Source organism: Prevotella bivia DSM 20514 (genome assembly GCF_000262545.1).
GTDB lineage: Bacteria > Bacteroidota > Bacteroidia > Bacteroidales > Bacteroidaceae > Prevotella > Prevotella bivia.
In genome coordinates, this window is the sequence record NZ_JH660660.1 from 1,385,742 (window position 1) to 1,411,623 (window position 25,882).

Annotated in this window: 29 protein-coding genes and 2 pseudogenes; 13 read left to right on the forward strand and 18 right to left on the reverse strand. The window is 39.3% G+C overall.

Annotation, left to right across the window (positions count from 1 at the left end):
• Complete coding sequence (locus PREBIDRAFT_RS08275) at positions 1 to 984, forward strand: ISAon1 family transposase (protein ID WP_434783405.1); 984 nt, start codon at positions 1 to 3, stop codon at positions 982 to 984.
• Positions 985 to 1,017: 33 nt separating this feature from the next.
• Here the strand turns inward: PREBIDRAFT_RS08275 and PREBIDRAFT_RS11835 are convergent.
• The 6 genes and pseudogenes from PREBIDRAFT_RS11835 to PREBIDRAFT_RS08300 form a co-directional block, all read right to left on the reverse strand.
• Positions 1,018 to 1,176: pseudogene (locus PREBIDRAFT_RS11835) on the reverse strand (Abi family protein); the annotation flags it as partial.
• Between the two features lie 375 nt (positions 1,177 to 1,551).
• Complete coding sequence (locus PREBIDRAFT_RS08280) at positions 1,552 to 1,860, reverse strand: helix-turn-helix domain-containing protein (RefSeq protein ID WP_004338289.1); 309 nt, start codon at positions 1,858 to 1,860, stop codon at positions 1,552 to 1,554.
• Positions 1,848 to 3,911: a bifunctional DNA primase/helicase gene (locus PREBIDRAFT_RS08285; protein WP_004338288.1), complete on the reverse strand. Its 2,064-nt coding sequence runs from the start codon at positions 3,909 to 3,911 to the stop codon at positions 1,848 to 1,850. Before PREBIDRAFT_RS08285 ends, PREBIDRAFT_RS08280 begins: the two co-directional genes overlap by 13 nt.
• On the reverse strand, positions 3,908 to 4,306 hold the full coding sequence (locus PREBIDRAFT_RS08290; RefSeq protein WP_004339692.1) for a hypothetical protein: 399 nt from the start codon (positions 4,304 to 4,306) through the stop codon (positions 3,908 to 3,910). Before PREBIDRAFT_RS08290 ends, PREBIDRAFT_RS08285 begins: the two co-directional genes overlap by 4 nt.
• Positions 4,307 to 4,357: 51 nt before the next feature.
• Positions 4,358 to 4,639, reverse strand: a complete 282-nt coding sequence (locus tag PREBIDRAFT_RS08295) for a hypothetical protein (RefSeq protein ID WP_231093088.1) — start codon at positions 4,637 to 4,639, stop codon at positions 4,358 to 4,360.
• 876 nt (positions 4,640 to 5,515) lie between these two features.
• A complete protein-coding gene (locus tag PREBIDRAFT_RS08300) occupies positions 5,516 to 5,767 on the reverse strand; it encodes a hypothetical protein (protein WP_004339695.1) in 252 nt (83 codons plus the stop codon).
• A gap of 379 nt (positions 5,768 to 6,146) precedes the next feature.
• On the opposite strand from PREBIDRAFT_RS08300, the gene PREBIDRAFT_RS08305 reads away from it, so the two are divergent.
• The 8 genes from PREBIDRAFT_RS08305 (at position 6,147) to PREBIDRAFT_RS08340 (ending at position 11,438) form a co-directional block, all read left to right on the forward strand.
• Positions 6,147 to 6,641 (forward strand): LPD11 domain-containing protein, encoded by a 495-nt coding sequence (locus PREBIDRAFT_RS08305; protein WP_004339696.1) that lies wholly within the window; start codon positions 6,147 to 6,149, stop codon positions 6,639 to 6,641.
• Positions 6,642 to 6,723: 82 nt separating this feature from the next.
• Positions 6,724 to 7,038 carry a hypothetical protein gene (locus PREBIDRAFT_RS08310; protein ID WP_004339697.1) on the forward strand — a complete coding sequence of 105 codons (315 nt, stop codon included), beginning with the start codon at positions 6,724 to 6,726 and terminating at the stop codon, positions 7,036 to 7,038.
• Between the two features lie 840 nt (positions 7,039 to 7,878).
• Complete coding sequence (locus tag PREBIDRAFT_RS08315) at positions 7,879 to 8,601, forward strand: SH3 beta-barrel fold-containing protein (protein WP_004338278.1); 723 nt, start codon at positions 7,879 to 7,881, stop codon at positions 8,599 to 8,601.
• 10 nt (positions 8,602 to 8,611) lie between these two features.
• Positions 8,612 to 8,887, forward strand: coding sequence for a hypothetical protein (locus tag PREBIDRAFT_RS08320; protein ID WP_004339698.1), 276 nt, complete (start codon positions 8,612 to 8,614; stop codon positions 8,885 to 8,887).
• Between the two features lie 809 nt (positions 8,888 to 9,696).
• Positions 9,697 to 9,930 carry a hypothetical protein gene (locus PREBIDRAFT_RS08325; RefSeq protein WP_004339699.1) on the forward strand — a complete coding sequence of 78 codons (234 nt, stop codon included), beginning with the start codon at positions 9,697 to 9,699 and terminating at the stop codon, positions 9,928 to 9,930.
• Between the two features lie 44 nt (positions 9,931 to 9,974).
• Positions 9,975 to 10,550, forward strand: coding sequence for a hypothetical protein (locus PREBIDRAFT_RS08330; protein WP_004338280.1), 576 nt, complete (start codon positions 9,975 to 9,977; stop codon positions 10,548 to 10,550).
• 281 nt (positions 10,551 to 10,831) lie between these two features.
• Positions 10,832 to 11,146, forward strand: coding sequence for a hypothetical protein (locus PREBIDRAFT_RS08335; RefSeq protein ID WP_004339700.1), 315 nt, complete (start codon positions 10,832 to 10,834; stop codon positions 11,144 to 11,146).
• Between the two features lie 91 nt (positions 11,147 to 11,237).
• Positions 11,238 to 11,438, forward strand: coding sequence for a hypothetical protein (locus PREBIDRAFT_RS08340; protein WP_004339701.1), 201 nt, complete (start codon positions 11,238 to 11,240; stop codon positions 11,436 to 11,438).
• Between the two features lie 83 nt (positions 11,439 to 11,521).
• On the opposite strand, the pseudogene PREBIDRAFT_RS08345 reads toward PREBIDRAFT_RS08340, so the two are convergent.
• A pseudogene (locus PREBIDRAFT_RS08345) lies at positions 11,522 to 11,740 on the reverse strand (recombinase family protein); the annotation flags it as partial.
• A gap of 628 nt (positions 11,741 to 12,368) precedes the next feature.
• On the opposite strand from PREBIDRAFT_RS08345, the gene PREBIDRAFT_RS08350 reads away from it, so the two are divergent.
• The 3 genes from PREBIDRAFT_RS08350 (at position 12,369) to PREBIDRAFT_RS08360 (ending at position 14,188) form a co-directional block, all read left to right on the forward strand.
• Positions 12,369 to 12,704, forward strand: a complete 336-nt coding sequence (locus PREBIDRAFT_RS08350; RefSeq protein WP_004338282.1) for a hypothetical protein — start codon at positions 12,369 to 12,371, stop codon at positions 12,702 to 12,704.
• A gap of 220 nt (positions 12,705 to 12,924) precedes the next feature.
• On the forward strand, positions 12,925 to 13,431 hold the full coding sequence (locus PREBIDRAFT_RS08355) for a hypothetical protein (protein WP_004338283.1): 507 nt from the start codon (positions 12,925 to 12,927) through the stop codon (positions 13,429 to 13,431).
• 121 nt (positions 13,432 to 13,552) lie between these two features.
• Entirely contained in the window at positions 13,553 to 14,188 is a 636-nt protein-coding gene (locus tag PREBIDRAFT_RS08360; RefSeq protein ID WP_004338284.1) for a hypothetical protein, read from the forward strand.
• Positions 14,189 to 14,267: 79 nt separating this feature from the next.
• Here the strand turns inward: PREBIDRAFT_RS08360 and PREBIDRAFT_RS11595 are convergent, their stop codons facing one another.
• From PREBIDRAFT_RS11595 to PREBIDRAFT_RS08380, 4 genes are all read right to left on the reverse strand, one after another.
• Positions 14,268 to 14,441 carry a hypothetical protein gene (locus PREBIDRAFT_RS11595; RefSeq protein ID WP_004339702.1) on the reverse strand — a complete coding sequence of 58 codons (174 nt, stop codon included), beginning with the start codon at positions 14,439 to 14,441 and terminating at the stop codon, positions 14,268 to 14,270.
• Positions 14,442 to 14,483: 42 nt separating this feature from the next.
• On the reverse strand, positions 14,484 to 16,136 hold the full coding sequence (locus PREBIDRAFT_RS08370; RefSeq protein WP_004339703.1) for a fimbrillin family protein: 1,653 nt from the start codon (positions 16,134 to 16,136) through the stop codon (positions 14,484 to 14,486).
• The gene (locus PREBIDRAFT_RS08375; RefSeq protein ID WP_004338286.1) at positions 16,133 to 17,407 is read right to left on the reverse strand and encodes a replication initiation protein; all 1,275 of its coding nucleotides are present in this window, start codon (positions 17,405 to 17,407) and stop codon (positions 16,133 to 16,135) included. The genes PREBIDRAFT_RS08370 and PREBIDRAFT_RS08375 overlap by 4 nt, the downstream gene beginning before the upstream one ends.
• Before the next feature lie 1,344 nt (positions 17,408 to 18,751).
• Positions 18,752 to 19,141: a mobilization protein gene (locus PREBIDRAFT_RS08380; protein WP_004336538.1), complete on the reverse strand. Its 390-nt coding sequence runs from the start codon at positions 19,139 to 19,141 to the stop codon at positions 18,752 to 18,754.
• Positions 19,142 to 19,328: 187 nt separating this feature from the next.
• Here PREBIDRAFT_RS08380 and PREBIDRAFT_RS08385 point away from each other — a divergent pair, with 187 nt between their 5' ends.
• A complete protein-coding gene (locus PREBIDRAFT_RS08385) occupies positions 19,329 to 20,930 on the forward strand; it encodes a relaxase/mobilization nuclease domain-containing protein (RefSeq protein ID WP_004336537.1) in 1,602 nt (533 codons plus the stop codon).
• Between the two features lie 7 nt (positions 20,931 to 20,937).
• On the opposite strand, the gene PREBIDRAFT_RS08390 is transcribed toward PREBIDRAFT_RS08385, so the two are convergent.
• From PREBIDRAFT_RS08390 to PREBIDRAFT_RS08420, 7 genes are all read right to left on the reverse strand, one after another.
• Entirely contained in the window at positions 20,938 to 21,750 is an 813-nt protein-coding gene (locus tag PREBIDRAFT_RS08390; protein ID WP_004336536.1) for a hypothetical protein, read from the reverse strand.
• A gap of 74 nt (positions 21,751 to 21,824) precedes the next feature.
• The gene (locus PREBIDRAFT_RS08395) at positions 21,825 to 22,997 is read right to left on the reverse strand and encodes a hypothetical protein (protein WP_004336535.1); all 1,173 of its coding nucleotides are present in this window, start codon (positions 22,995 to 22,997) and stop codon (positions 21,825 to 21,827) included.
• A complete protein-coding gene (locus PREBIDRAFT_RS08400) occupies positions 22,994 to 23,497 on the reverse strand; it encodes a hypothetical protein (protein ID WP_155114389.1) in 504 nt (167 codons plus the stop codon). The genes PREBIDRAFT_RS08395 and PREBIDRAFT_RS08400 overlap by 4 nt, the downstream gene beginning before the upstream one ends.
• Positions 23,498 to 23,502: 5 nt before the next feature.
• The gene (locus PREBIDRAFT_RS08405) at positions 23,503 to 23,805 is read right to left on the reverse strand and encodes an HU family DNA-binding protein (RefSeq protein WP_004336533.1); all 303 of its coding nucleotides are present in this window, start codon (positions 23,803 to 23,805) and stop codon (positions 23,503 to 23,505) included.
• 1 nt (position 23,806) lies between these two features.
• Positions 23,807 to 24,634, reverse strand: coding sequence for a hypothetical protein (locus tag PREBIDRAFT_RS08410; RefSeq protein WP_004336532.1), 828 nt, complete (start codon positions 24,632 to 24,634; stop codon positions 23,807 to 23,809).
• Between the two features lie 25 nt (positions 24,635 to 24,659).
• On the reverse strand, positions 24,660 to 25,421 hold the full coding sequence (locus tag PREBIDRAFT_RS08415) for a hypothetical protein (RefSeq protein WP_004339706.1): 762 nt from the start codon (positions 25,419 to 25,421) through the stop codon (positions 24,660 to 24,662).
• Complete coding sequence (locus PREBIDRAFT_RS08420) at positions 25,402 to 25,881, reverse strand: PH domain-containing protein (protein ID WP_004336530.1); 480 nt, start codon at positions 25,879 to 25,881, stop codon at positions 25,402 to 25,404. Before PREBIDRAFT_RS08420 ends, PREBIDRAFT_RS08415 begins: the two co-directional genes overlap by 20 nt.
• Between the last annotated feature and the right edge of the window lies 1 nt (position 25,882).

The window sequence follows — 25,882 nt, forward strand, 5'->3', positions numbered from 1 at the left end:
ATTGAGTCTACTGCGGAGAGCATTACAGGTATCGGCTCTCATTATGGCGTAGACGGTAAGCAGCTTTCCACCCAATACAAGGAGCATTTCAGCGATTATCGCCAGTGGGAGCAGTTGTCGCATGCGGGAGACTGGCTGCTGTTTGATGAGAACCTGGGAGAGAGCCTGAGTATCGATGAGACTTGTCTGAGCAGCGGTGAGGTCTATACGTTTCTGACCAACAAGGCTGGCAAAGGTGGCAGGGGTACGCTGGTAGCTGTGGTCAGGGGAACAAAAGCCGAAGATGTGATCCGTGTTCTGGAAAAGATTGACCTTTCCAAAAGAAAGACTGTCAAGGAGATAACGCTCGACTTGTCTTCCTCTATGATGATCATTGCGCGCACGGTGTTCCCCAAGGCACTCATCACCAGTGACAGGTTTCATGTGCAGAAACTTTACTATGACGCTTTGGACGACATGCGTATAGCCTATCGGTGGATGGCAAGGGACAGAGAAAATGAGGAGATGAAGGAAGCCAAAGCCAAGAACGAAACCTACAAGCCATTCAGATATAGCAACGGTGACACACGCAAGCAACTGCTTGCCAGGGCGAAGTTTATACTGACTAAACACAAGTCCAAGTGGACAGAATCGCAAAGGCTAAGGGCGGAAATAATCTTTGAAAACTACCCCGAACTCAAAAAAGCCTATGACCTGGCCATGGAACTTACCGATATTTATAATGCCAGAAGCATCAAGGACGCGGCAAGATTGAAACTGGCTAAGTGGTTTAATAAGGTAGAGAAGTTGGGCGTGGATAATTTCTATACGGTGATTGACACCTTTAAGAACCATTATGATAGCATACTGAATTTCTTTGTCAACAGAGCCACAAATGCCAATGCTGAATCCTTCAATGCAAAAGTCAAAGCCTTCAGGGCACAGTTCAGGGGAGTAACGGATATTCCTTTCTTCCTTTACAGGCTTATGAAATTATGTGCATGAGAGGAGAGGGATGCAACTGGGTTTTACGACTGACCCGTTATTTTGAAAAGGGTATGTGTATGCTCGTAATCTATAATAACTTATATTATAAAGATATTGGGACGCAAGTTTTTCGTCTCCAATATTAAGTCCTCGATCGCATAACTTTTTAACCTGCTCAGATGTGTCTATGGGCTTCTTTTCGTACCTCATAACCGTATATAAACTCGAAGACCTCCCCGGGTGCGCTGTTCTGATGAGAAGCGTGGGAGGTCATATTGACTGCAAAGTTACTACTTTTTTTTGAATGCGCAAGGAAAATGCCGAAAAAATCATTGCAAGCGATGAATTTTCCATTAAAAGTAGCATCAAATGTAGAAATTACAAATATTTTTTGTCTGCAACCCTATCTTTATCGGTTCAATAGTTTCAAACAATATATGGTAAATTCCTTATCAAAGAAATAAGCGAGTACTGTTATCTTTGTGAGCGGTAAATCCGCAACTAACTTTTTACTTGTAAAGGTAATTATTTTGTTGTGTAAACACTTGCATTTACACAACAAAAATAATCTAATCAGGAAATCAATTACCAGCCATCTCGCTTCCGTACCATTTCATCTATCTCTTCCCGAAGGAAAAGCAATCGACCGTTAGCCTTGAGAAAGGGGATTTTCCCTGCCCAAACCCAGTTATAGATGGTCTTCTGCTCCACTTTGAGTATCTTGGAAACGTCGATGATGTCCAAGTATTCGGGTTTCAATGGAGGGTGAATGGTCGTATCGACAGATTGCTCTTGCAAAAACAGCAGATGGTCAAGTTTACTCTCAACAGTCATCAGCTTGTCAAACAAGCGTTTCTGCCATGTATCTTCGGTTCTTTGGTCTATGTATGACATAATTCTCCTTTTTGATAGTTACCACTTGTGTCTTGCGACAAGATACGCTGCTCTTTCATATAGGCAATGTACTTCTTTGCCGTTCGATCCTTGATTTCCATTTCACGCATCAACACATCGCACAACTCTTGATATGATAGCTTTAGTTTGGCACGGAATGCAGACTTTACAACAGCCAACAGTTCATCGGTCTTGCGTTTTTCCTTATCCTCTTTCGACTTTTCTCCACGATAAACGTGCATATCGGCTTCCTTGTCCCATCCAAAAAGCATTATCGGCACATCTAGCGGGCTTCCATCACGCACTTTCAATGCCTTGACGACCGAGTATTCGGGATTGTCATCTTTCTCGATGGAGAGAATGCCCGCAGCCTTGCGTTGCAGTTCAGACCCTATATGTCCTCTGAGTTTGATGCCGTTGGGTACAAAATGGAGTACGCAAATGATACAAGTATTGTAAATTCCTGCCAATCGATAGAGTTCGTCCACGATGGCTATACTCTCTGTTTCGTCGTTGGCGGAGCGTATCAGGTCTGCTATACCGTCAATGACCACAAGATGAATTCCACTGTGTTTGTGATGAAACAAGTCCATACTCTCACGAATGATTTTCAGTCTGTCCTTGCGTGATAGCGATGCTAGATAGAGGGAATGATAAAACTCTGGCACGGACTTGATACCAGCCCTGCGAAGTGTCTTCTCCAAGTTCTTATAGAGTTGTGCCTCCGATTGCTCTGTATCGTAGTGAAGTACAGCCAATCCTTTGGGGTTGGCAGTTACTTCCAATCCCAAGGTTTGCTCTGCCTTTAATCGTTCTCTCCCAAGAGTGCCAGCAAGGATGGCGGCAATGTAGTTGCTTTTGCCTGTTCCTTCTCCACCTGTGATACAAAACAGATTGTCCTGCGTTCCAAGCGGAACACCATTTACTGCCACCACCGACTTTGAAGCGTCTGGCGGATTATCGTAGTCTATCTCACAAGATTGCAATATCATCATCGTCTGTGCATACATATTGGTGAACATATCATTAAGAAGCACTTTCAAGTCCTTTGCTTCATTGCCCAAGGCAAAGAAGTCCGATATATCCTTCTCCGACTTACCCCCTTGCAATGGTAAGGTTAGACTCAATACCTTGTATTGAGCAAATGCATCTGTCTGCCGTTTAGCTTCCCTTACACCTGTCTCGTCCGTATCGTACAATATAATAATGTGTTGAAAGCGAAGCTGCAATCCTTCGATGATATTCTCAGGAATCTGTGCCGTCTCACTGTTGAAACAGATGGCGTTGAAACCATGAGCCGAAAGTGAAAGCACGTCTTTCTCCCCACCTGTGATGAAAACAACATCCCCTTTGCTGGGCAGCTGCTGGAAGCCAAAGACATAGTCGTTCACTTTCTCACCCCCATAAAGAAAGCGCAGCTTACTCTTAGGGCGATAGACTTTTACAAACTTCCCCATGCTATATCCAAACATAGGCTCATCATGTGTAGAACCAAGAGTAAACGGCTTTCCCTGATTGGAGACAGACTCATAGCGAGCAAGCGACTTTACATGAAAACGTTGCAGAGTCTTAGCATCAATGCCGTATTGCTCCCAATAGTCTAGTTCTTTGACATTGAAAGATTGCTCAATTAGCTTGTACCATTTTTTACCTTCCATCTTCTTGAGCTGGTTAGGTGGTTGTACTAAGGGTGGTTTGCAAGGCTTCATCATCATTGTGTGGGGATTACTATGTTCTTTCCTTTCAATGCAAATATTCAGCTGCAAGTCCCGATTTATGGTTTCAAGCACCTTAACAAAGTCTTTCCTCACGTCCAGTCCGAGCATTGTGGCTGCAAACCAAAAGCAGTCGCCGGAGTAGGCATCGTTGCCAAAGTCCTTCATTCGGTAGCAGCCGGACTTGTTGTCGAGATAGATATTGCACGATGCACGCCTGTCGTCATACATAGGATTTCGGAAATTGCGCTTTGGCACAAAGTCGATAGGCATATAGAAGCAGAACACATCCAGTCCTTTGTTGGTTCGGCTCAGTATTTCTTCTTTGATGTTCATAGCTCCTCAAATAAAGTTTGACCATCACCCATATATCCTTTAAGGACACCATCCTTGTAGGCGTTGAGCCGTTGTAGGGCTTCCACTCGTCTGAAACCCTTGAAGGAGGCACGTCCGCTCTTGATGGCGACGTAAAGTCCCTTGAACGGATAGGCAACGTGGTTGCATGATATATACCTGAACGGGATTGCGTTGGTGTCCCTCCATCGGGCAAGGGATGCCCGCGAAATGCCCAAGAGTCTGATGACGTCGGAGGAACTGAGTTCCATCTTATCCTCCAAAACGGAATAATCGCGTCTCATTTCCACGATAAAGCCGGCTATCCGCTCCATGTCGTTCCTTAGTGAGCGTAACTCTGCAATTACCGTCTTTTGTAAATTGTCTTCTTCTGTCATATGCCACTTCTCTTTTCAGTTTAGGATTGAATAGTTGCTCTCCGTGGATTATCATCCGTCTGGAAATTCAGAGTCCTTCCCCAATTGGTGCAATAACTGCATAAGATGCTGCTTAAATCTTCTACTGTCCAGCTTGCACAGCCGATTGAGAATGACGATGAGATCTTCCTGCTCCATTGTGGAGAAGCGAAGGCTTTTATGGGGCGTGGTTGCTATCATGGACTCAATCATACCCTTGGGGAGATGTATCAAGAGCACGTCCATATCGAAGGCTGCCGCACATCTTGCATAAGTGTTGATACGAAGGTCGGTCTGCATCTTGCAGTGTTTCATAAAGTTGGAATATTCCATATTGGCATAGCCTGCCCTTAGCTTGCAGTTTTTGCTGGCGGAGAGCATGATTTCAAGTGTCGGAAGTACAACGTAGAATTTTGCATTACTTCCGGAGTTTTGTTTCTTTGTATTCATATGTATCCGTCTTTTTGTTAGAAATAATGCTGCAAAGTTCTTAACAAATAGGGCTTTAGAAAGAATATTAAATTGCCAATATTGGCATTATATTGCCATTTTGCATTTTTAACATTATGCGTTATTTGTTGCCGTGTTGCCCAATACGTAGGCGAAAATATTGAGCCTGCCATATCAATCACACCTTTGGGACTGTCAGTGCATGGTGCAAGGTCTATCTATATATATAGACTTGCACCATGCACTGAAAATTGTAGCCAAAAGATTTCTAAAACATTTTCCCACAATCATTTGGAGGATGTTCTACTTTTTTGTACTTTTGAACCCAAGAAATGCAAGTGCGCATTTCGGGTAGCAGTATCTGCGTGTACTCTCAAAATACTCTGTTGTGGCTACAATATGGCTACAATTAAAAAGGATAAAAAAATAAAAGACTATGATACAAGGAGTTGCAGCGAAATGGTCATTTTCCTCTCTCTCCGCATCACACAGCAAGTTAAGTCCCTTAGTTACAACAACTTAGGGACTTTTTATTTATCTATACTAAAAAGTTGCCCCACTTTTTGCCCCAAAGTTGCCCCACTTTTTGCCCCACTTTTTTCTCCGAAAATTTGTTCAATCCTGAAAAACGCTTTTTTATGTAAATATTTTTCAGCATTTGTAATTACCTGTTTTTCAATGAATAACAGAAGTCGCAAAAAGTAGGAATCGAACCTTTTATATCAGATTATATCAAATGTTTCATTTAGTTGACTTTTCAACACTTCCAATTCCCTTTCCCTTGCAGTTCGTTTTCGCCCTAATCAACTCCGAAGCTCGAATGATAGCCTTCTTGTTTAACACCACCCCTCCTTTACTTAGCCCTACTCTTTCCAGTGAACGTTGCTTGATACCAATATCTTCTGCTGTCAGTACACTATAAATTGCAGGAATAGATCCGAAATAATAGTTCTTCCTCCCTTCCATTAGTTGCACATGAATTACCTTTACCATAGCCTTTATTGTCTTTGATTACTCCAAAGTTACAAAATAAGCCCTATATACGATATTTTGAGTGATAAATCTTCAAAATATCTATCTTGATTAGTTTTCAACTATTCTATAGTAGATATATCTGGCTTTAATTTTCCTTTGCAAAGGTAAGCAAGGTCGTAAGAACACAAAGTACCGCCATGCTATCTAAGGATATTCTCACGACAGCCTTCCACAAATCAGAGATTTGGGTTTTCCATGAGAATATCCTTAAATTACTTTGCTTATCTTCCTGATGACCTTACTACCTTATTTGCACGTAAAATTTGAAAGCCCGATAGTCTCCTTCTGTAAACAGCAGAGAACTAAAGGGAAAAGTATTCACTTTAAAATAGCACATATGGATAAATTAAAGTTACAGAGAGTAGGAAGAAACTACAGTGGGCAGATTGCTTATAAGGATGAGAAAGGTAATTTTTACCTTGACCTAAATCCAGCTACCAACGTAATTCCAACGGAGTTATATCATTGTCTTCCATCTAATGATATGGACGGAGAACCAGGATTTCCTTTGCAGTGTGATTTTGAAGTCATAAACCCTATCACAGATAGAGAAATTAGAGAGTACCATTGCAGAGGAGGGTATATGATGTTATCGAAGATATACAATGACTTGACAGCATATTTTGGAAAGACAGGCGATGAAGAACTTGATAAACAAGACTTTCGTTATCACAATGATAAATATGGGCTTTGGGGTGATACCATTGCGGAAACCATAGATGAGTTAAAGAGACGTTGGAACGAAATCACCGAAGACTTAAAACCTGAATGGTGTTCATGGGAGGATATTGTGAAGTTGGAACGCAAAGCAGAATTAAGCAACTTACAATAATACGTTGAATACATTTCCCTACTTGGTACTTACATGCAAGTAGGGAAATTATTAAATTTACAAACAAATAAAACTAAAAGCTATGTTTACAATCGAAAAGTTTAAAATCGAGTGTGCTAATGTTTCAACAGAAACTGAGCTGAGAGAGAAAATTGAGGTATGTGCAAGAAACTACGGCTATGATGTCCGTGAGAAAGGTTGTTCTCTATATGACTTCTTTCCATGGGGATATAAATCTGACTATATTGGGCGTTTCTTTGTTGAGCTAAAGAATGGCAACAGCTTGTTAACAGAAAATGCTACAATAGCAGAAGTAGAGACAAGAGAAGTAAAGTTCTATGCTAACTATGCTGACTCTGGAAGTGATGATTACGTTTATACTTTTGAAATCGTATAAAATCCCCCTTTTGCTTAGCGTAATCCTTTTGTAGCAATAAGTGTATATATCATTTTAGATGCTGGCTTTCGTCAAAAGATTGTCAGCATCTTTTTGTGTGCTGCTCCTAATGGTCGCAGCACACAGAGATATAAAGCCCTCATTAATCTAACCAACCCTAAAACACATGACGGCATAGCGCACAAAGTCTTTAATAGCCCGATTAAAATACGCTATAGCCTATTTTTCGTACTCTTATCTTCCCTAATGTTTTCTACTATCCCCCTCGACAGCTTCGCCAGTGTCCTGTAAAGCATCAGGAACGCACTTATCTCATATACATGAGTGTACTTATCCTTTCTGCTTTACAGAACACAGGCTACGCTGAAACCCTTAAAACAGACAATGTTGTTTTAATCCCATGAAAACCACAGTCTCATGTTCTACGAAGCATTTCGACAGAGGTTTTCAAGGGACTTTGGGAGAGCGGTCGTGACAGTATCTTATTTTAAAGCCTACGGCAACGTTGCCATTCTTTACCCTTTAGTCTTTGCGCAAAGCCCTAAATTCTTTGTTATCGTTTACACTCCTGCAATCACTGCCTGGATTTAATTTTACTTAGCAAAGGTAGCAAGTCCGTCAGAACACCGAAGTACCGCTGCGCTATTTTGTGATATTCTTATGGCAGCCTTCCACAAATCAAAGATTTGGGTTTTCCATAAGAATATCACAAAATTACTTTGCTTATCTGCCTTATGGACTTACTTACCACTTGCACATAAAATTTGAAATCCCGACAGCGATGCTGCAAAAGCAGCTAAACTAAAGGGAAATGTATCATTAAAAATAATATTGCAAGATATGGAAAAACTATTTGAAACATTGGTTTGGAAACTTCGTAGGGGTATCGTTTCCTTTGTGTATCGTAAGAAAGACGGCACAGAGCGTCATGCGTGTGGAACCTTGTATGGCATCGGACACACCATCAAAGGCACTTCTAAGCATCACCAATATAACTATACATTTGCCTACTATGATGTAGACTGCAAAGGTTGGAGGTCATTTATAATTGAGAACCTTGTCGAGGTGGGCGAACTTCGCCAAAGTACCATTGACGAGCATCATAACATTTGCCTTGCATTGGTAGTCAAACTCAAAGAGAAGATGAAGAAAGAGGGCAAGACCGCTTTTGCCTATCGCAAGGCAGACGGAACAATCAGATATGCACATGGCATCCTTTCAGACAACATTGATGTATCGGGCAGATACTTTGTCTATTTCGACACCGACAAGGGCGAAGAACGCAAGTTTCGTATTGATGCTTTCATCGGTATTGGAGAACCTGCCGAGTTGGAAAGTAGTAACCACGCATCTTTCACAAATGCTGAGCCAAGCAATGAAGTTGGTAGTGGTAAGGCATACAACGATTTCAGCAGTTTAGACATCAAGTATATCCTTGCCAAGCGAGGTGTAGCTATCGAGGACACAGAAAAGTTTATGGTCATAGACCTTTTGCCCGAACTCAACAAAGAGCAACTAAAAGACCTCATTTGCAAGGCAGCTGAAAGGCTTGCAACCCTCTAAATCTAAGGTAATGCCCCGACTAACCATCGGGGCGCAAATTTTTTCTAATATGTTACGTTATCCAAGAGTAGAAATTATCAAGCGCAAGACATACGTCCCCATCTATCAAGAGTATTACGAGGTACAAACTATGCGCCCTAATCGCCCAATGAAAAGTAAGTTTGGTATGGATAAAAGTCAAGCAATGTCATATTCAAGGCGAGAGGTCGCCAAGTTGAAAAAAGAAGGCTACACAAAAGCAGTGTACAACTCAATGATGGTAGATTTGAATACTTTTTGTCCATAATCTACTTGCATGATGTCCCTACTTTGTCGTAGGGGCATTTTGTGCGCCAGGTGCTGCTTCCACAGTTCGCAGCATACATTCTTCTATGCCCTATTCATTAAGATTTAGTCCTGGTTAGCAAAAGCCATTACTTTGTGTAATAGCAATTACCGTTCCTTTCAAAACACGCTGCTGCAAGTTTTGGTCTATACATTTTCCCTTATGTTGTATTACCTCATTCCCCAGCTGCTCCGCCAGTGTACCATCATTCTGCCCCCATCTACGCCTCAGTCCTGTTCCGCATCCGCTTCACTTCGACAACGGCTAAGAGGGAAGCAGCTTGATAGAACACAGGCTACGCAGAAACCCTGAAAACGGTCGTGCCGTTTTCATCCCATGAAAGACACTATTCCTACCTCTATTCAGAGGCGCAGCAGAGTCTTTCAAGGGACTTCGGGAGAGAGGTTAGGACATCTTCCAATATTGGTGCCTTGCCAGGCAATAGCTACTAAATTACACCTGGTGTCATAATCATAACCCTATATGTATCGTTTACACTCCTGCAATCACTGCCTGGATTTAATTTTACTTAGCAAAGGTAGCAAGTCCGTCAGAACACCGAAGTACCGCTGCGCTATTTTGTGATATTCTTATGGCAGCCTTCCACAAATCAGAGATTTGGGATTTCCATAACAATATCGCAAAATTACTTGGTTTATCTACTTTATGGACTTGCTCTCCCATTGCACATAAAATTTGATATCCCGACAGCGATGCTGCAAAAGCAGCTAAACTAAAGGGAAATGTATCACACTTAAAATATTATCAATATGCAAGCTATAATTTATTTGTTTTATAAAACCGACGAATGGCATACTCGTAACTCGAAAGAGCTTATCTACATTGGAGAAGATTTTATTGATGCTTGTACGCAACTTGTTGCTTATGAGGATATGACAGAACATGATGTGCAGCAGCTTATGAATTATCGACAAACCCAGTGCAATAATAGAGGTTACGAATGGGAAGTGGACGAGCAGCGCATCAACACATTTACTTGTTAGTAGAAAGAACAAATGATTAGTATAAACATATAAAATAAACGACTATGGCAAATTGGGCAAGTACAAGCTACGTTATTGAGGGTAGCAAAGAGGATGTAATCAAAGTATATCAAGTAATTGATGACTTTATGGAAGGTCGTAAGAAACCTGTAGCAGAAACGGCAAGCGACGGTTGGGAAGGTAACATCGTAAAGACGTTGGGAGCTACCAACGAGCAGATGAAGAAATATCTTCGTGGTTTCATCCAGTATTATGAATATGATGGGGATGTACTTCGCATCGACGCAGAAGAGGCATGGGGTGCAACGGATTTCTACGAGGTTTTGGGAGAGCTTATGCCTAACCTAACTATCTATTTCAGTGTGGAGGAACTGGGATGTGAGATATACGCCACCAACGATGCCGAAGGCAAGTATTTCTCCGATAGGTTCTATGTGGAGTCTGCCATTAACAACCAGTACGACCATGAGTATTTCTCAGAGGAAGAAGAGGCTATGAGCTATGTGGCAGAACTGATGGGCAGGGAACACGTCACCAAAGAGGACATCGACAAGTGGAATGAAGAACAGGAAGACTACGATGCTTACATCTACGTCCACGAGTATAAGGTAGTTGCATAACAAAGGTAATGGAGGGGGCTAACCACCCCCTCCACAATAGGTAAATTATGAATATACCAATATCAGTACAGGTTGTAACAGTTGTATCATCAGAGACAGGTGTTAATTATCAACAGGTTTATGTTAATAACGAGGATGCTGCACAAGCAGATTTTGATAGACAAAAAGTCATACATAAGAATCTCTTATTGGAAGGATGGTCTGTATCGCTTAGACGCTATTAAAGTAATTCTATACAGGTAACGGAGGGGCTAACCACCCCTTCACAAAAAAGAAAAAAAATGAAACAGATAGATATTTTACAACAGCCTACCAGCGGATTACAGAAGGTAGTACGCTCACTCAATGAGAATATGCGAAACCGTCTCGACCAGGAATACCATTGGTTCGCCGATTACCCTTATGTCGAGGCAGCCATTGGTGGTATGGAAGGTCAAGTTGAAGCAAAAGTTATGGCAGTAAAGTATCCTATAACCGAGTATAGCGGTATTTTGATCATGCTCGACGAGGACAGAGAATATTATGAAGTGGGCTGGGCTAATCTCCTACAAGAGGATGTTACCAATATTCTTGATGCCCTACCCAATGAAAGTTAAAATATATCAAGCAAACCTTTCTGTTTGGTAAAAATAGAATACTTTTCGTATTCTTGCAACATAATTAGAAATAAAATACCTTATAAACAATATGAATACTTACGATATCTATTTCAACGACAGTGAGAATAGCAACAACAAGGGATTCAATATGACTCTTGAAGAGGCAAAGGAGTACATCAGAATATATAATGGGACGAACGAAAGTTATTTTGCCGATTACAAGGGTGGCACCGTATCAATCGTCTGCAATGAGGATGGCGAAGAAGTATATAACACAACCATAAGATAACTCCTACTTCACTAATGTTCTGACTAATGAAGAATAATAGCCCTAAAACAATAACCAGTCACAGTAATTTAATCTTACTTCGACAGGTTATTGAGCGACCGCCCCAATCGGTCGAATTTATAGACCACGAGCGTATCACCTTCCCTAAGAAAGGAAAGGCACTTTTCAAGCTCTGGGCGTTGCCTGATGCCCGATACCTTCTCTTGGAAGATAGTCTGGCATCCCTTATCCCTCAATGCCGTGAGCTGCATATCAAGATGCTGCTCTCTGCTTGATACCCTTGCATAGCCAATATTCGCCATAGCGTGTTTTCGATTATTATTTGTTTGCCAAGATAATGTAAATCGAACTCAAAAACAACTCTAAAGCGGTATTTTTCTTTTTAATTTTGAAGTTCGATTAACTTTTATCTTTTTCGAACTCCTTTTAGCCCTGTAAAAAAAATAGGTAGCCCTTATGTTTTGGGGAATCCCCCCCATCCCTATTATCTCTACTTTACCCTAAAGTCTTTTACTTTATTCGTCAGAGCCAATGGCACAGACTTCATGATAGCCCTGCAAAACACACCATCGTAAGTTTTGTTCTTTTTCTCTTATCCCTACATTACTCCTACGGAGCTGTTTATTCAGTAGGCGTTGCCTACTTCTTATCGGGTAGCTGGTCAGTATTGATTTTTATTGTGCGAAGGTAGTGTAGCCTTCATTTCTGCGAAAGTACCGCTAAAGCTATTTTTAGGGAATTTGGGATAGACCCTCCACAATTTTTCTACTTATCAAAATTGGGTTTCCATTCCAAATTCCCTAAAAATTCCTTGCGCATCCATTCCGCCCCCACTCTTACCATGCACATAAAAATTCAATCCCGACCAGCTACCACTGACAAGCAGTGGGAAACTAAAGGGAAAAGTATCACTTCAATAAAACTTAAAACATGGTAACAATTCAAATTCCTGCCAGTTTCAATACCGCAATGTCGATGACTGGCTACGAACCGAAGACCACCTTTTGGATGGATTTTTCGATTGCGGACAGGTTGGGTATCGAGGCTATCGTTGACACCTTCAATCGTGCTTTCAAAGAGTGGCAAACCAATCATATCTACCTCCCCGAGCTTGTGATGGTGCTCAACCACAAGATTTGGCAGTGGTATGATAAGAACGACACCATCGCAAGGGTGTACGACAAGCTTTGGCGCAAAGCTGATGAGTGGGCGCAGGAGAATCTGCACGGTAAGGAGTTGCAATACTTCTACGAGGTAACAGACTAACAAGGAAACGGAGGGATTAGCCACCCCTCCACAAAATAACTTCCAATGAAAGATTTTATGTTATTAACTTGTTTCGTTGTAAACAGTATAAACTTAATTGTTGCGAATCAGTTATCCGACTTGATGAAATGCGCTTTCTTTCTGCTGTTTATTGTTTCTGCATTTTTGTGGCTGTTCTACTCAAAGTGTGGTCAATCATCATTAAACTATTTGAACAACTATGAATAAAGAATATTTATCAACTCATTGTCCTTATTGTGGTAGTCGCATCTATCGTAATAGTCATGGCTATCAATGTGAACATTGTAATTTTCATGTTAAAAATTATATTTGTAATCGACATTTTAATAAAGAAGAAATAGAAAAAGTACTAATGGGAGAAGAAATAATAATAGACGGTTTTTCTACTAATACTGGAAAGATATTCTCTTCCATTCCGGTTATACAAAACTATACGATTGTTCTTGACAATACAATAGCCCTACTTAAACAAGGACGTATTGTTGTGGGTACTAAATCTTTTGTTTGTGAGCCTTTCCAACGAGAAAAATCTATTAAGTTCAGAGTTCAGCGTATGTATAATGGTCATCAGATAACCGTAGGTGAAATCAAGACCTTGTTAAAACAAGGAAAGGTTGTTATTGATACCTTAGACGAAAGTGGCAACAGACAAAAAAACGAATTGATATTGCTTTCAAAGCAGTGTATGAAAGTTTCGTTTGCATAAAAATTGAACATAATAGTAATTTCCTGATAAAAACAATATTTTTAAAATTTTTATATGTATCTTTACACACAAAATTGATAAAACATTAAACAAAATTGTTTCACACAAAAAAATCTGCCATATGAAAAGACTAAATTTATTTCACTTATTTATTCTTTATGTAGCTGTGTTCTGCTTTACAGCTTGCGAGAAAGAATACTTGAATGATACGAAAGAAACAACAAAGCCAGTGACTGCCAAACTGATTGTAACTTACACAGGAGATACAACCAAGTTTAGTTCTAAAAGTTATGTTTATGCCATTGATGCACATAAACTATCTCGTTATAGTATGTTTGTTGACAACAAAAAAGACTTTCATACTGGATTAAATTGGGCAATGCAAGGTAATGAACTGCCTACATTGAATAAAATCTATTTGCCTTCTACTGTATTGGATCAAAAACAAAAATTGATTAGTAGAACATACTATACATCTGCAGATATTGCCTGCTTTGGGTACTATGAAGATTTTAGTCAAACTGTTACAAAGGCAAACTACAGAAAAGAGGAAAGCGGCGATATAAATGTAAATATTAAAGCTTTTATCAAAGATAAATTGGTACGTGAAGTAACTTATAAAATCAACTTAAAAGAACCAAAAGCATGGATAATTTTCTACAGCGACAAATCTTTTGCTGATAAAAGACATGAAGGGGACGGACTTCACAATGAAAATGACGACAATATCCATTTTAATGTTGTAGTTGATAAATAGTTAATATTTTGTAGAAAAAATATAGGGACATAGATTATTGATACTATGCCCCTATATTTATAGTATGGTTACCTAACTCCTATTCATCCATAGGAAAGTCAAAGTTATTAACACTATTTGGTCCGATTTCTTCATCTTCCCAGTCATCAACATCTATGTTAATTTTTGGATCCTTACTTGGAGAAGTAACTGCCAATATAGGTTCACCCACTTCAAAAATAGTAATTTTAGGTGATATATATTTCTTTTTCATCTTATGTATATTTTCTTTTCCTATTATTTTACTTGTTAGACATCAGAATTCAAAAACAGGGCGTACCTGATTTGTAGGTTCTAATCCTGTTGGGGGTAGTTTTAGCCATTGGCAGTATTTCTTCTCTCCGCTATAATAAAGCCATGCCATCGAGGAATTTGAATTTTCAGATGGATTCAGCCAGTACCGTCCACCCCAATAACCGTTATTCCCGAGCATTATAAAAGGATCATAAACGTAGTGAGCTGAAAATGGGTCCAGCGCATCGTTGGTAGCTTCCAACAATTCATTAAGACCACCGTAATCCCATGGCTGGTTTCTGTAATGTGGCCGCCCATCATATTGAGTACCGCCACAAGCATGAAATATCAAATCAAATTCTCTGAACCCTGGTACATACCATTGAGTCCATGAAGGTGCTTTACTAAACCATTTACTTATATTTTCCAAATCCGAGTAGGTAAAAAATGTATCACCGCTCTTTTTTTGCAACAAGCTCAATGAAATGGCTAATCCATGCTTACTGTAAGGTGCTGGACCATTAATATTCTCGTCTATATATGCAATCATAGCAATGGGATCTTCGCCAGCTGCAACAGCATCCCCACAATAGCGGTAAATATTACCTTCATCAGATATGACCCAACCCAGTTTAGGCTCTTGGATTGTTGTATTTTGGTCTGGGTAACCAATAAAGTCATCCGTTAGAGTAATCACATAATTGTATCGTTTGCCTGGTTTCAAATTGACCTTAAACGGAAAACAGGTTCTTCCATAAGAGTTCTCACTTCCAACCAAATATTTTCCATTTTTTTGAATTTTACACTCCATCCATACATATGCATAAACATTCTCTGGGTTATTATTTTCGATAGCATCGTCTATATCTTTTGGCAAAATATTACTGGAAGGATTCCAGCCTTTTTGAGTAAGTGGTGGAATAAAGAGTTCTTTATTATAATTCAATAGTACGGGCTCCTGGTCTGGGACATAATCGGTAACATCAATAGAATAATCACCCTTTCCAAGATTATCTTGAGCTTCACTGACTGTGATATTGCCTGCAGGATCTATATGCATATCTGCAATATCATATACACCTTTCAATCCTATTTTCTTAATATCACAATTTAGATTGAGTGAACGCTCAGCTACATAAAACCTAATTTGCGACATCAAGTGATGAAACTGTAAATCAACAGTTCCGCCGTTCTTGTTTTTATCTTGATTAGTTGTATAGGCACACACATAATCAATGCTGCCCCCACGGAAACATCCTATATCCAACTTACCTTCAATAAATTGGGATGGAGTTCGACTGTCATTAACCGCTACGAAATTAAGAGGGTAAGCAGGCCATGGATAAGTTTTTTCATCTTTTCGATACGAAAAATTTCCCTTACCGTCATTGACAATTTCAACATCTTTCATGTAAAAGTCGTTGTCAGGAATCATACCTTGATAGGTTTTAGCAGGAAATGCCGAAACATAGAAAGATTTCAAGTGTTGGCGAATTTTTTTTGAGTCCAACGAGGTGCGAGTTTCTGTTTTCGCCTCGGAAACAGTGAACTTAATGGCATCGCTCGGCATCTGGCTTCTATCCTCCAGCTCTTCTTCCGTACAAGACATGAAGCCCAATGATAACATGGCTATAAACACAAAAACCATTGAATGTAATAAATTAAAATGTTTCATTTTGCATAATTATTTGGTTCAAAATTTATAGGATCTATATGCCAGCCATATACTTTTAAATTTTTAGGAAACACAAAATCGATTAAGCACTTCTGCTTATATTTCTTAGTCCCTTGTTGGAACTTGGCTTGTTTCTGTTTTTCGTAGATTACCTGAATCACCTGTGAATAGGTATCGTTGTTTTGCCGTTGTTCCTCGTCAATCTTGGCCATATAGTAGTCTGCTGCATCATTATCCAAATAGCTTTTCAGCAGTTGGTGTACCGTGTCTCTTTGGAAGTCTCCATCGAGGCTAAGCCAGTCAGTTTGCTTATAAGTTCTTTCCTTTGGAGCCTTTTTGTCATCTTTCTTTTCGAATGGAAATAGCGGAGTATCGCCTTCCTGCCATGGTCGATCCTTATCAGCATCTTTAGACTTTGGAAACTCTCTTGAATAAACGTAAAAGCGCAGGTTCCTGGGTGAGCCGTTTCTGCCACGCCCATAACGGTCTGCCACTTCAAAATCGAACCACACATCACATTGATTGTTTTGATAAAGCTCATACAATTCTCGTTGTGCTGGCAGGATAACTTTCTCTACCATCGTTTTGAAACGCTGATATTTCTCTTTTTCCAGCAGCTCTCCAGTCTTAGGATCATGGAGTTCTGATAGTCCGAAGGTAAAGCGGAAGGTTTCGACCGACATTTTCAGGACTCTCTTTTTGTAAGTCTCGTTGAGCATTGTAGGATCGATATAGCGGAAATCGCCCGAATAGAGGCAACATATCTCATAGAATTTTTGCGAGTATTTCGATTCCAGCAAGATTGCCGTATGTAAATTGAGGACTGTAAACGACTTGGTAAGATTGATGACGTAGTCATACAGTTCTGGAGAGACACGCACCGTATAGTCGTTCGTTGAGGTGTTCCATCTGAAAGCGTCTATCCAGTGAAAGTAATCCACCACCAGCTGTTTGTCTTCATTCTCATGAAACTGGACGATGGCTTTTTGTGCAAGCGACCGCACTGTCTTGTAAGTACGCATAACATGAGTATTTCCACCGACCGAAGCTAAATCTCGATCTGTCATGTTGAATATAAGATTCTGCCAGTTATCACGCATTGTTAATCCCATTTCTTCATATCGCATCTTGATAGCCTCTGACAGCTTGTAGAGAAAACGGCGTTCCATCATCGTATAGCGAAGAGGAGAACGGAGAATAAGGTTGTTGAAACTGAATGAGCATTTGCCCACGTCGCCATTTTTTATGAGGGTGATTCGTCTTGTTGTCATTACTAAACCCTTTAATTAAACTTCCAGAATTGATAATCTCTGATGTCGTAGCGAAAATTTGATTAAAGGGTACCGGGAAGACAACTGTCAGCTGTTTCGGTAAATGTATTAAAGTGCATCGAAACGACAATGCAAATATAGGAAGATTATAAGATAAAACAAAGAAAAGATGACAAAACTTTGAAAAGTCGGATTGGCACATCAAACAATCAAGGGAGAAGAAGGAGGCTTTTCCCAAAAGGTTACTTAATCGTTCCCAAAAGGTTACTTAATCGTTCCCAAAAGGTTACTTAATAACAAGTAATCTCTATGATTTTCAGTGAGTTACGAGGCTCTTAAATAAAGCTTATAAATAAATATAATAAATAAAGCTTTATACGCGCGCGAGAGAAACTTTGAACTAAAGGGAAAAAAATAAGGTCGATGACGTACAAAAAACAAGTCTCCAATTTTACCGAGAGGTTACTTAATCGTTCTCAAAAGGTTACAAAGGAGTATATCATATCGGGCAACCATACATCAATATTTGGTTGAAAAAATCTCCAAAAATCAAGGTTAATTTATTTTTATCCCGATAAAATAACAATAACATTACGATTTTTTTCAACGGTAGCCAATAAAACAATAGGCAGCACAGAAATTATACGACCACTTTCCCCTCCTGTCTGCCATACTGAATATTGGTATCACCGATGATTTTTTTGCCCTTGTTGTTTTTGTTTGCTGTTTTGCTTTTATGATTGGCAAACTTTATAATTGTTTGTAAAGCATATATTTTGTTTTTATGGTTGTTTGCTGTTTTGCTTTTATGATTGGCAAACTTTATAATTGTTTGTAAAGCATATATTTTGTTTTTATGGTTGTTTGCTGTTTTGCTTTTATGATTGGCAAACTTTATAATTGTTTGTAAAACATATATCTTGTTTTTATGGTTGTTTGCTGTTTTGCTTTTATGATTGGCAAACTTTATAATTGTTTGTAAAGCATATATTTTGTTTTTATGGTTGTTTGCTGTTTTGCTTTTATGATTGGCAAACTTTATAATTGTTTGTAAAACATATATCTTGTTTTTATGGTTGTTTGCTGTTTTGCTTTTATGATGAACATAAAAACATATAGGCTAAACGGATGTAATCTAAATTTCCAAGATGAAATTAGGGTGGAATGATGAAAATTAGACGTAAATCCTATGTACAAATGGATAGAAATAAGGCGTAGAAAATGTGTAGCAAGTTGTGCTTTTATACGCATATTTTTCAAATCTGCACATAAAAGCTACTTGCCCACAAAAGTGGGAGAAATATCGTCGCAACTCCGATATTAGGACAAAAAATGATGCCTTTTTTAGATTTCCAGCAATCTTTTGAAGATGTCAGATTGCTGCTTTTTTATGTTGTTCATCATTTTTTTTAGGTCAGAAACATGAGGGAGAATGATTTTATTGTAGTATTCTTCGTTTAGTTCTCCACTATAAATTAGCTCATTTGCACGTTTGGTAATTTGATTAAGATTTACACCTTGCTTAGATATTTCGTGATTAAATTCTGTTATCAAATCGGCTAATCTATTCAGAGATTCAATACGTTTTACTGTTCCTTTATCATCAAATTGAGCCACAGCATCACGTATCATAGCCGATAATTGATTATAATTCTTTGCCTTGTTTTTGAACAAATCAAGTTCTTTATTGTTCAAAACAAGGAAGATACGATTTGTTCTTTTGTCTTCTTTCATGCGATGTTTTTTGAAATTCCTAACCAAAGATACAAATTTTAGGCGAGCCTATCGAACTAAAATTCAACTAAAAATGCTATATTTGCAGCATAGTTTCGATGCACTTTAATTTATTGACCAGCGCAGTGTGGCAGAAAGTCTCCTTGGTCATTTTTAGCGAAGCTATCTTTACATCAATTAAAGTGCAATGATAGCAACTATTCTCCATTCAAGCAGTACATTCAATGCTGTCAATTATAACGAAAGAAAGGTGTCTAAGGGTACGGCGGAACTCTTAGAGATTTCTAATTTTGACTATCTTCAAAAGACTGGAAACGTAACCGCAGCCAATTTACAGGAGTATCTTATGAAATATTCATCGGTCAATCAGAATATCAAGAATACCCAATTTCACGTTTCTATCTCATGTAAGAAACAGGAATATACGCATAATCAACTACTGAATATTGCGCATCAATACCTGAAAGAAATGGGGTATGACGGTAAAGGGCAGCCTATTTTGATCTACGCACACCACGACACTGGCAACAACCATATTCATGTTGTGACGAGCAGAGTAAATCCTAATGGAGAAAAGATAAACGATCACAACGAACGGTTACGCTCACAGGCTATCATCAATAAAATTATGGGAGTTGAGCCAAAGCGTGAAGTGAAGGGTATCATTCAAAAGGCTATGGAATACTCATTTGCTACGTTGGGGCAATTTCAAGCTATTTTGGAGAGTAATGGATATGAGAGTTATGTAGAAGATGACAAACTCAATGTTAAAAAAGGAGGTACTGTCCTGGATAATATTTCCATCAAGGATATAGAGTTGGCTATGACGAAGAAAACAAAAGAAGAAAGTAGTAAGCAGCGCAAAAGACTAAAGGCTATTCTTTTAAAATACAAGGAACTGACTTCTAACAAAGAAGATCTCAACAAGATGCTGAAAAAGAAATTGGGTATATCGCTTGTCTTTGTAGGGAAAAAAGATGCTCCCTATGGATATATGGTGGTAGATCACAAAAACAAGGCTGTATATAAAGGTAGTGAAGTCTTATATATTAAGACTTTGCTTGAGTTTAAGCAGCAGGAGAATATATCCGTCGGAGAACGTGAAAAGGCAATTTTAGGGTTTGTACATAAGTTGATTGAGGAAAACGATAAACTTACTATTGGTGAAGTAAATAAGTCGCTATGGTGGAAATATAGAGTGAATATCTATCATGATGGGTATATTAGAGATAAGCAGCGCACAATTTCGATTGCCGTTGAAGAGAAAGATTTTTCTATTTTACGCAAGAATTTTAGGAGGCAATGGATTCAAGAATTCAATCCAGCGACTGAAGAAGAGAGGACTATCCTATGCAAATTTGGGCATATCGAAGATGAGAGTGTTATTCAGCTAAACCTTGATAAAAATAAAGAAAAGATAGATGGTACCGTTAATCAAATCAGGGAAATTTTGGGTACGGCGGAAAGAGGACACTTATATGATGACTTCCATAATGCCAAGATCCTTATATTCAGAAAAGAGGAATCGGTTTATGCTGTTGATATGGGTAACTCCACAATCGTTAATCTACGAGATACGAATATAGACTTATCCCTATTGATGAAGCATGAGAGAGGGACGGTTGCGAAGGTACAGTCGACAAGCCCACAACAAACAAATTCCCAACATATCAATGCAGAGAATCTGTTACGTCCGACTGGCTCTGATCATCATTCTAACCGTGAGTGGGAAGTTGGAGGAGGAAGCAACTGGGATGATATAGATGATGAAAGAAGATTTAAGCGATAAACTGGAACTACCATTCGACTTTAGGTCTTGGTTGGTCTGCTGGTGCAAAAATTCTGTCAAGGTTTTGATGAGATAACAGCGTTTCGTCTAAGAAAGATATGAAGATGGTGGCAAAATAGGTTATTCCCATTATAACCTTCATATTCCCTGTTTGCCATTCTGCTTTTGGCAAGATTGCACCTGATTTGCATAAGCTAAACCAGTGAGCAGAGAATTGGCGGAACGGCTCACCTTTGTCTAAAGGTTGCAGTTTAGCAATGGGATATTCTTTAGTTGGTGTGCCATACTTTTTGGATAGATAGGATTCTAAAGTCTCTGTTAGGCTAACCAGTTGGTTATGGAGTTCAATGTTATATACATCAAACATACATCGATTCTTGGGTAAATGCTGTTGTTCATATAAGCCAGCTGGCATATAACAAAAGACATTCTCCATTTCATGTACAGGTGTATTAACTGTAACAGAAACCAATTTGTTTTCAAGAAAATAGTTGCTATCTGTAAAGTAAAGTGGTAACGTTTCTTTCGTATAATTATCATAGTCATCCCCTCCGATACCTCCAGGAGGAGAAACAGCGGCAGCAACATCGAAAGTAATACCATTGATGGATATAAGATATTTTGACATTGATGTAATTGTATCTGTTACCTCTGTAGCCTCTTTCATTTTTTGTACTTGCCCCCAATACTCGTCAAAGTTCATTCCCAAATGATAGTAACCAAGGATAGGCTCTTGTGGATTATTGACAGTATTTTCTTGTGCAAAGGCTGTACATGAAAACAGGACTGATAGGATTAGCAGGCAGTACCGATAGAACATAATTTATAACTTTTGATTAATGACTACAAAGATAACGCTATGATATGGATTTTTATTATTATTTGTCAACTATTTCATTCACTGGAGTCAAAAACTGATGAAATCAGGGTATCGTAGGTGCGATGAGCGAGTGATGATAGTATTGCACTGCGTTCTTTACAAGATGGTAGAGTACAGAAATATCCTCCAATGGTATTGTGAATTGGAGATTCGGGTAGTGGATAACTATTATAGCTTGCTGAAATGACGTATTCGCCACTTTTCTGCTTGCGAATAACTACATCTGAATAAGAAAGCTCATAATTAAATTTCATGTTAAGAAAACTTTCTTGCAACCCTAACTTATATAGTGGAATATCTTTCGAACTATTCACTACTAATAGAGAATGAGTATCTCTCAATATTTCGAGTTGGAGACGAGACAATAATGCAACGGTTCGACCACGCAAGCCAAATAAGCTACACTCATATAACAGCACCTCCTTCTGAAAGGTAACAACGTCAATGGCATCATCGTCAAAAGTTAGGTAAGAATCTTCGACTTGAATAAAAACAATGGTGTCTGACGAAACAATACTTTTCTTATCAAGAAAAAGCTTATACAATACCGTATTATGTAGTCTTTGATTTCTAAGGGTTTGCGGCTGGGCTTGTATAAGGTTTACCATATAAGGAAGCTGGGGCTCTACTACTCCTGATAAATTGTCTAACAGAGTAAGCCCTGTATGACTGAAATTCCATTCATGCTCTTTGACTAATTCTATCAGCTCAGTATTGTCGACGCGCACAGAAACAGATTGTGTATCAATGATAAGTGAAGTAATACGTATCTCTCTGATAAATCCGACTTCCTCTATTGTAATAGGGGCTGTTATAATGGGATAGGTCAGACTTTCCTGACCGACAACCATTCGAAGATAGTCCAGTATCTGTTGGATAGTTACTATAGGTTGAGCACTGATTTGCGGAAGATTTCCTGCATTGTAATATTCTACATTGAGTCGTAAGTCCTGCAATATCTTTGCTCCGTAGGGAGAAATAATCATATACGAATAGATGCTATCTCCATCAGAGAAATCGGTAATTTCCCATCCAAGCGTAAGGTATAGCTTATCGGCATCGTTACCAATGACAACAAAAGAAGTGCCTACATCAAAAAGCACAAGTGCCTTCTCTGTTTCATACAGAGAGTGGCACTTGTATAATTCTTTTACGAGGTTTTGTTGCCTCTTAGGGTATTCGTTCACGGCAATGGTATTTCAAAAGTCTTTACTACATCCTTACCTTCCCGATCGAAGAAAACCCAGCGTTCAGCACGATACTTCATACCGTCCTTATCGACACATTCGTAGTCCAGTTTCACTTTCCACCCCGACCATTCCCCTTTGAGAGTGTTCTTGAAGATCATTGTCTGTACTTCTGTGGCAGCATTCATCTGACGGCGCATCAGGTTCACCGTATATACATCCGCATTAGAAATATCTGCTACTCCCTGTGTCTTTGCCATGAGGTTCTTGGTGACAACATCCATAACCTTTAGCATACCAGTGATCTCTTTACGAGTAAAATAGTTCACGCCGAAGGCAGAGTCAGGCTCTGTATGGGCTGTCAGTTTTAACTGCTTGGGATAATCAAGAGATGCTTCGAGGTTTTGTTTGGCTTTATGAACCATTCCTGACTTCGAAGGACTACAGGATCCCCAAACGATACAAGATATTACTGTAGCTATTATAGATAATTTCTTCATCTTCATCAATATTTGATATGATAACAGAGGATATTCTTATAGGGTTTGAATCGAACAACCTGATGTTCTGGAACTACTATTGGTTTGTTGTTGGGAGGGGGAGGTGTAACTGTGTGTTCTTTTACGGTTCTCAAATCAAAACTACCGAAGTTATCCAGCACGATACACTTGCCATCGTCCAGAGCTTCACTGATTACCCCTAATAAGGAGTGAAGGCTTTGTCTCAACACTTCTTTAGACAAGCCTGAGCGTTCTTTTGCTTTCTGCAAAAGTTCGTTAGAAGAAAGTTGTTTCTCTTTCATGTTCATTTTATTTATATGGTGTTACTTGTATTTCGTTATGGAATCCGACTTGCAACGTAAGGGCATGTACATGACCGAGTTTATCGAAGGCTTCGAAAGGCCTCCTTAGCTTACCATGAGTCAGCAATTCCTTTGCATTATGGAGATTGACCTTGTGGCCGTAGTAATGCCTCCATATTTTAAAATCACAGCCGTGTCTGAAATTGGAACAATTGAAGGCAGTCGGACCTATCAAAAAATCCTGTCCGCAAGCAGGACATTTACCAATGATAGAAGATAGCTCCACGTTTCCATTTTCGCCACTTGTAAGATAAGCAGAAAACCATTTGCCGTGACTATTGAGGAAACCATCAAGAATATCACCATTCCCATTGCAGAAGTCTTCTGCCTCTTTTACAGTGATATAACGATTACAGATGAAGTTGGGTATGATGAAGCTGCATAAAGAGTTGGGGGGTAGATGGTTGACACAAGCATACCCAAACCGTGTCTGAATAATTTTTCCTCCACAGTTAGGACAGATTGCATCAATAGGTCGTGTCTCGGTTTCTATATTATAACCCTTGCCGGGGGTGATGACAAAGCGTCCTTGATAAGGGAACCCTTTTTGATCGCACATTTCCATGTATTCTGTATTGCCAGTCGTTATCAGCTGCCGGATCATTCCATCGGTTATATCAACACCATGTGCATGGAGAGGTATTGAAAATCGACAACCACCATGCTCTGACGATGGTTTTAATCGGTTAGTACAAACATAATCTCTATTAGTCTTGATAATATGGCCATGCCCACATACAGGACATAGACCAAACACTCTATCTGATTGTTCCATTAAAGTACCTTATTATAGTTATAGTTTAATTGTATCTGCGTAGATTATAATTCCAGTCGCTAATAACGCCTTCCACGATATTCTTACCTGTCATCATAGTTGCCCATCCTTCGGGATCGAGTTTAAAGAAAAGATCACGCCAGCGCATAGTTTGGATTTCCCATGCGAGAAGATAAAGCGAGGTGTTAATGCTTTCGAGTTTGTCAACCACAGTATTGCAGATGTAATAGCGTTCTGCTGAGTTAAGTAGATTAACCTTATGCTTCTTGTCTATTATATTACCTTTCTCATCAAACTCTTTAGTATTGTATGTACCACTGGTAACAAGTTGCTCTAAGAAAGGATAGAGACTCATCATATCCATGGTCATGCTGCTAAGCTCCGTACCAACCGTTGTTGCGAGGAATGTTCCTTGGAAGCCACCTACCTTGATGGCACGGCGCACATTGTTCATGTTGGCAGGAATTTCCTTAACAACCAATTCGCCAGCACGCTTTATTTGATAAAGATTCTTAAAGGCACCTTGTACGTTGGACATATAGCCCAGCACCTTGTCCTCCACCTTGTGCATTTGATCCAAAGCCACCGTTACGGCAGCTTCTGCAGCGATGATTTTATTCTGTGTCTTCTCACGTTTTGAATAGATATTCTTCAACGTGTTCATCTGCAATGTAATGGCACCAGCCAGGACAGGATCTACTTGTACGACAGATGCATGGATATAGCTGTTGAAACAGCACAACAATGCGATGAAAAAAGTCTTTTTTTTACTGATTTGTGATTTCATATATTCTCTTTTCTTTTTTACAATTTTCCACTCTGTTTCTGATGAGCTGGACTATATCATATCGGGCACACACACCATACATCACCATCGTACTGTCAGTCTTGTCGGTGGAAATGATGCACACTGTTTTTACCCTCCATAACTTTTGTAGAAAGGTCTGCGACTCGCTATAGTCCACCACACGATACAATTCTATATAGTCGGTATGGCGTGAGAATACACCACGAATACGACATAGCGAAGTATCGCTGATGATCCAGACGACAGCCGTGAGAGTGATATACTTCGCTATCCCCACGATAGCCAACAGCAGGGAAAGAGAAGATAAGCCGATTTGGATATATCCATTATTGAAGATAAATGAGAAGGGCATGACAACAAGCGACATCATAAACAATAAGGTCAATCCTGTGTATTCAGCAAAAAACTGTCTGTAATTTGGTTTGATATATACGTCCATA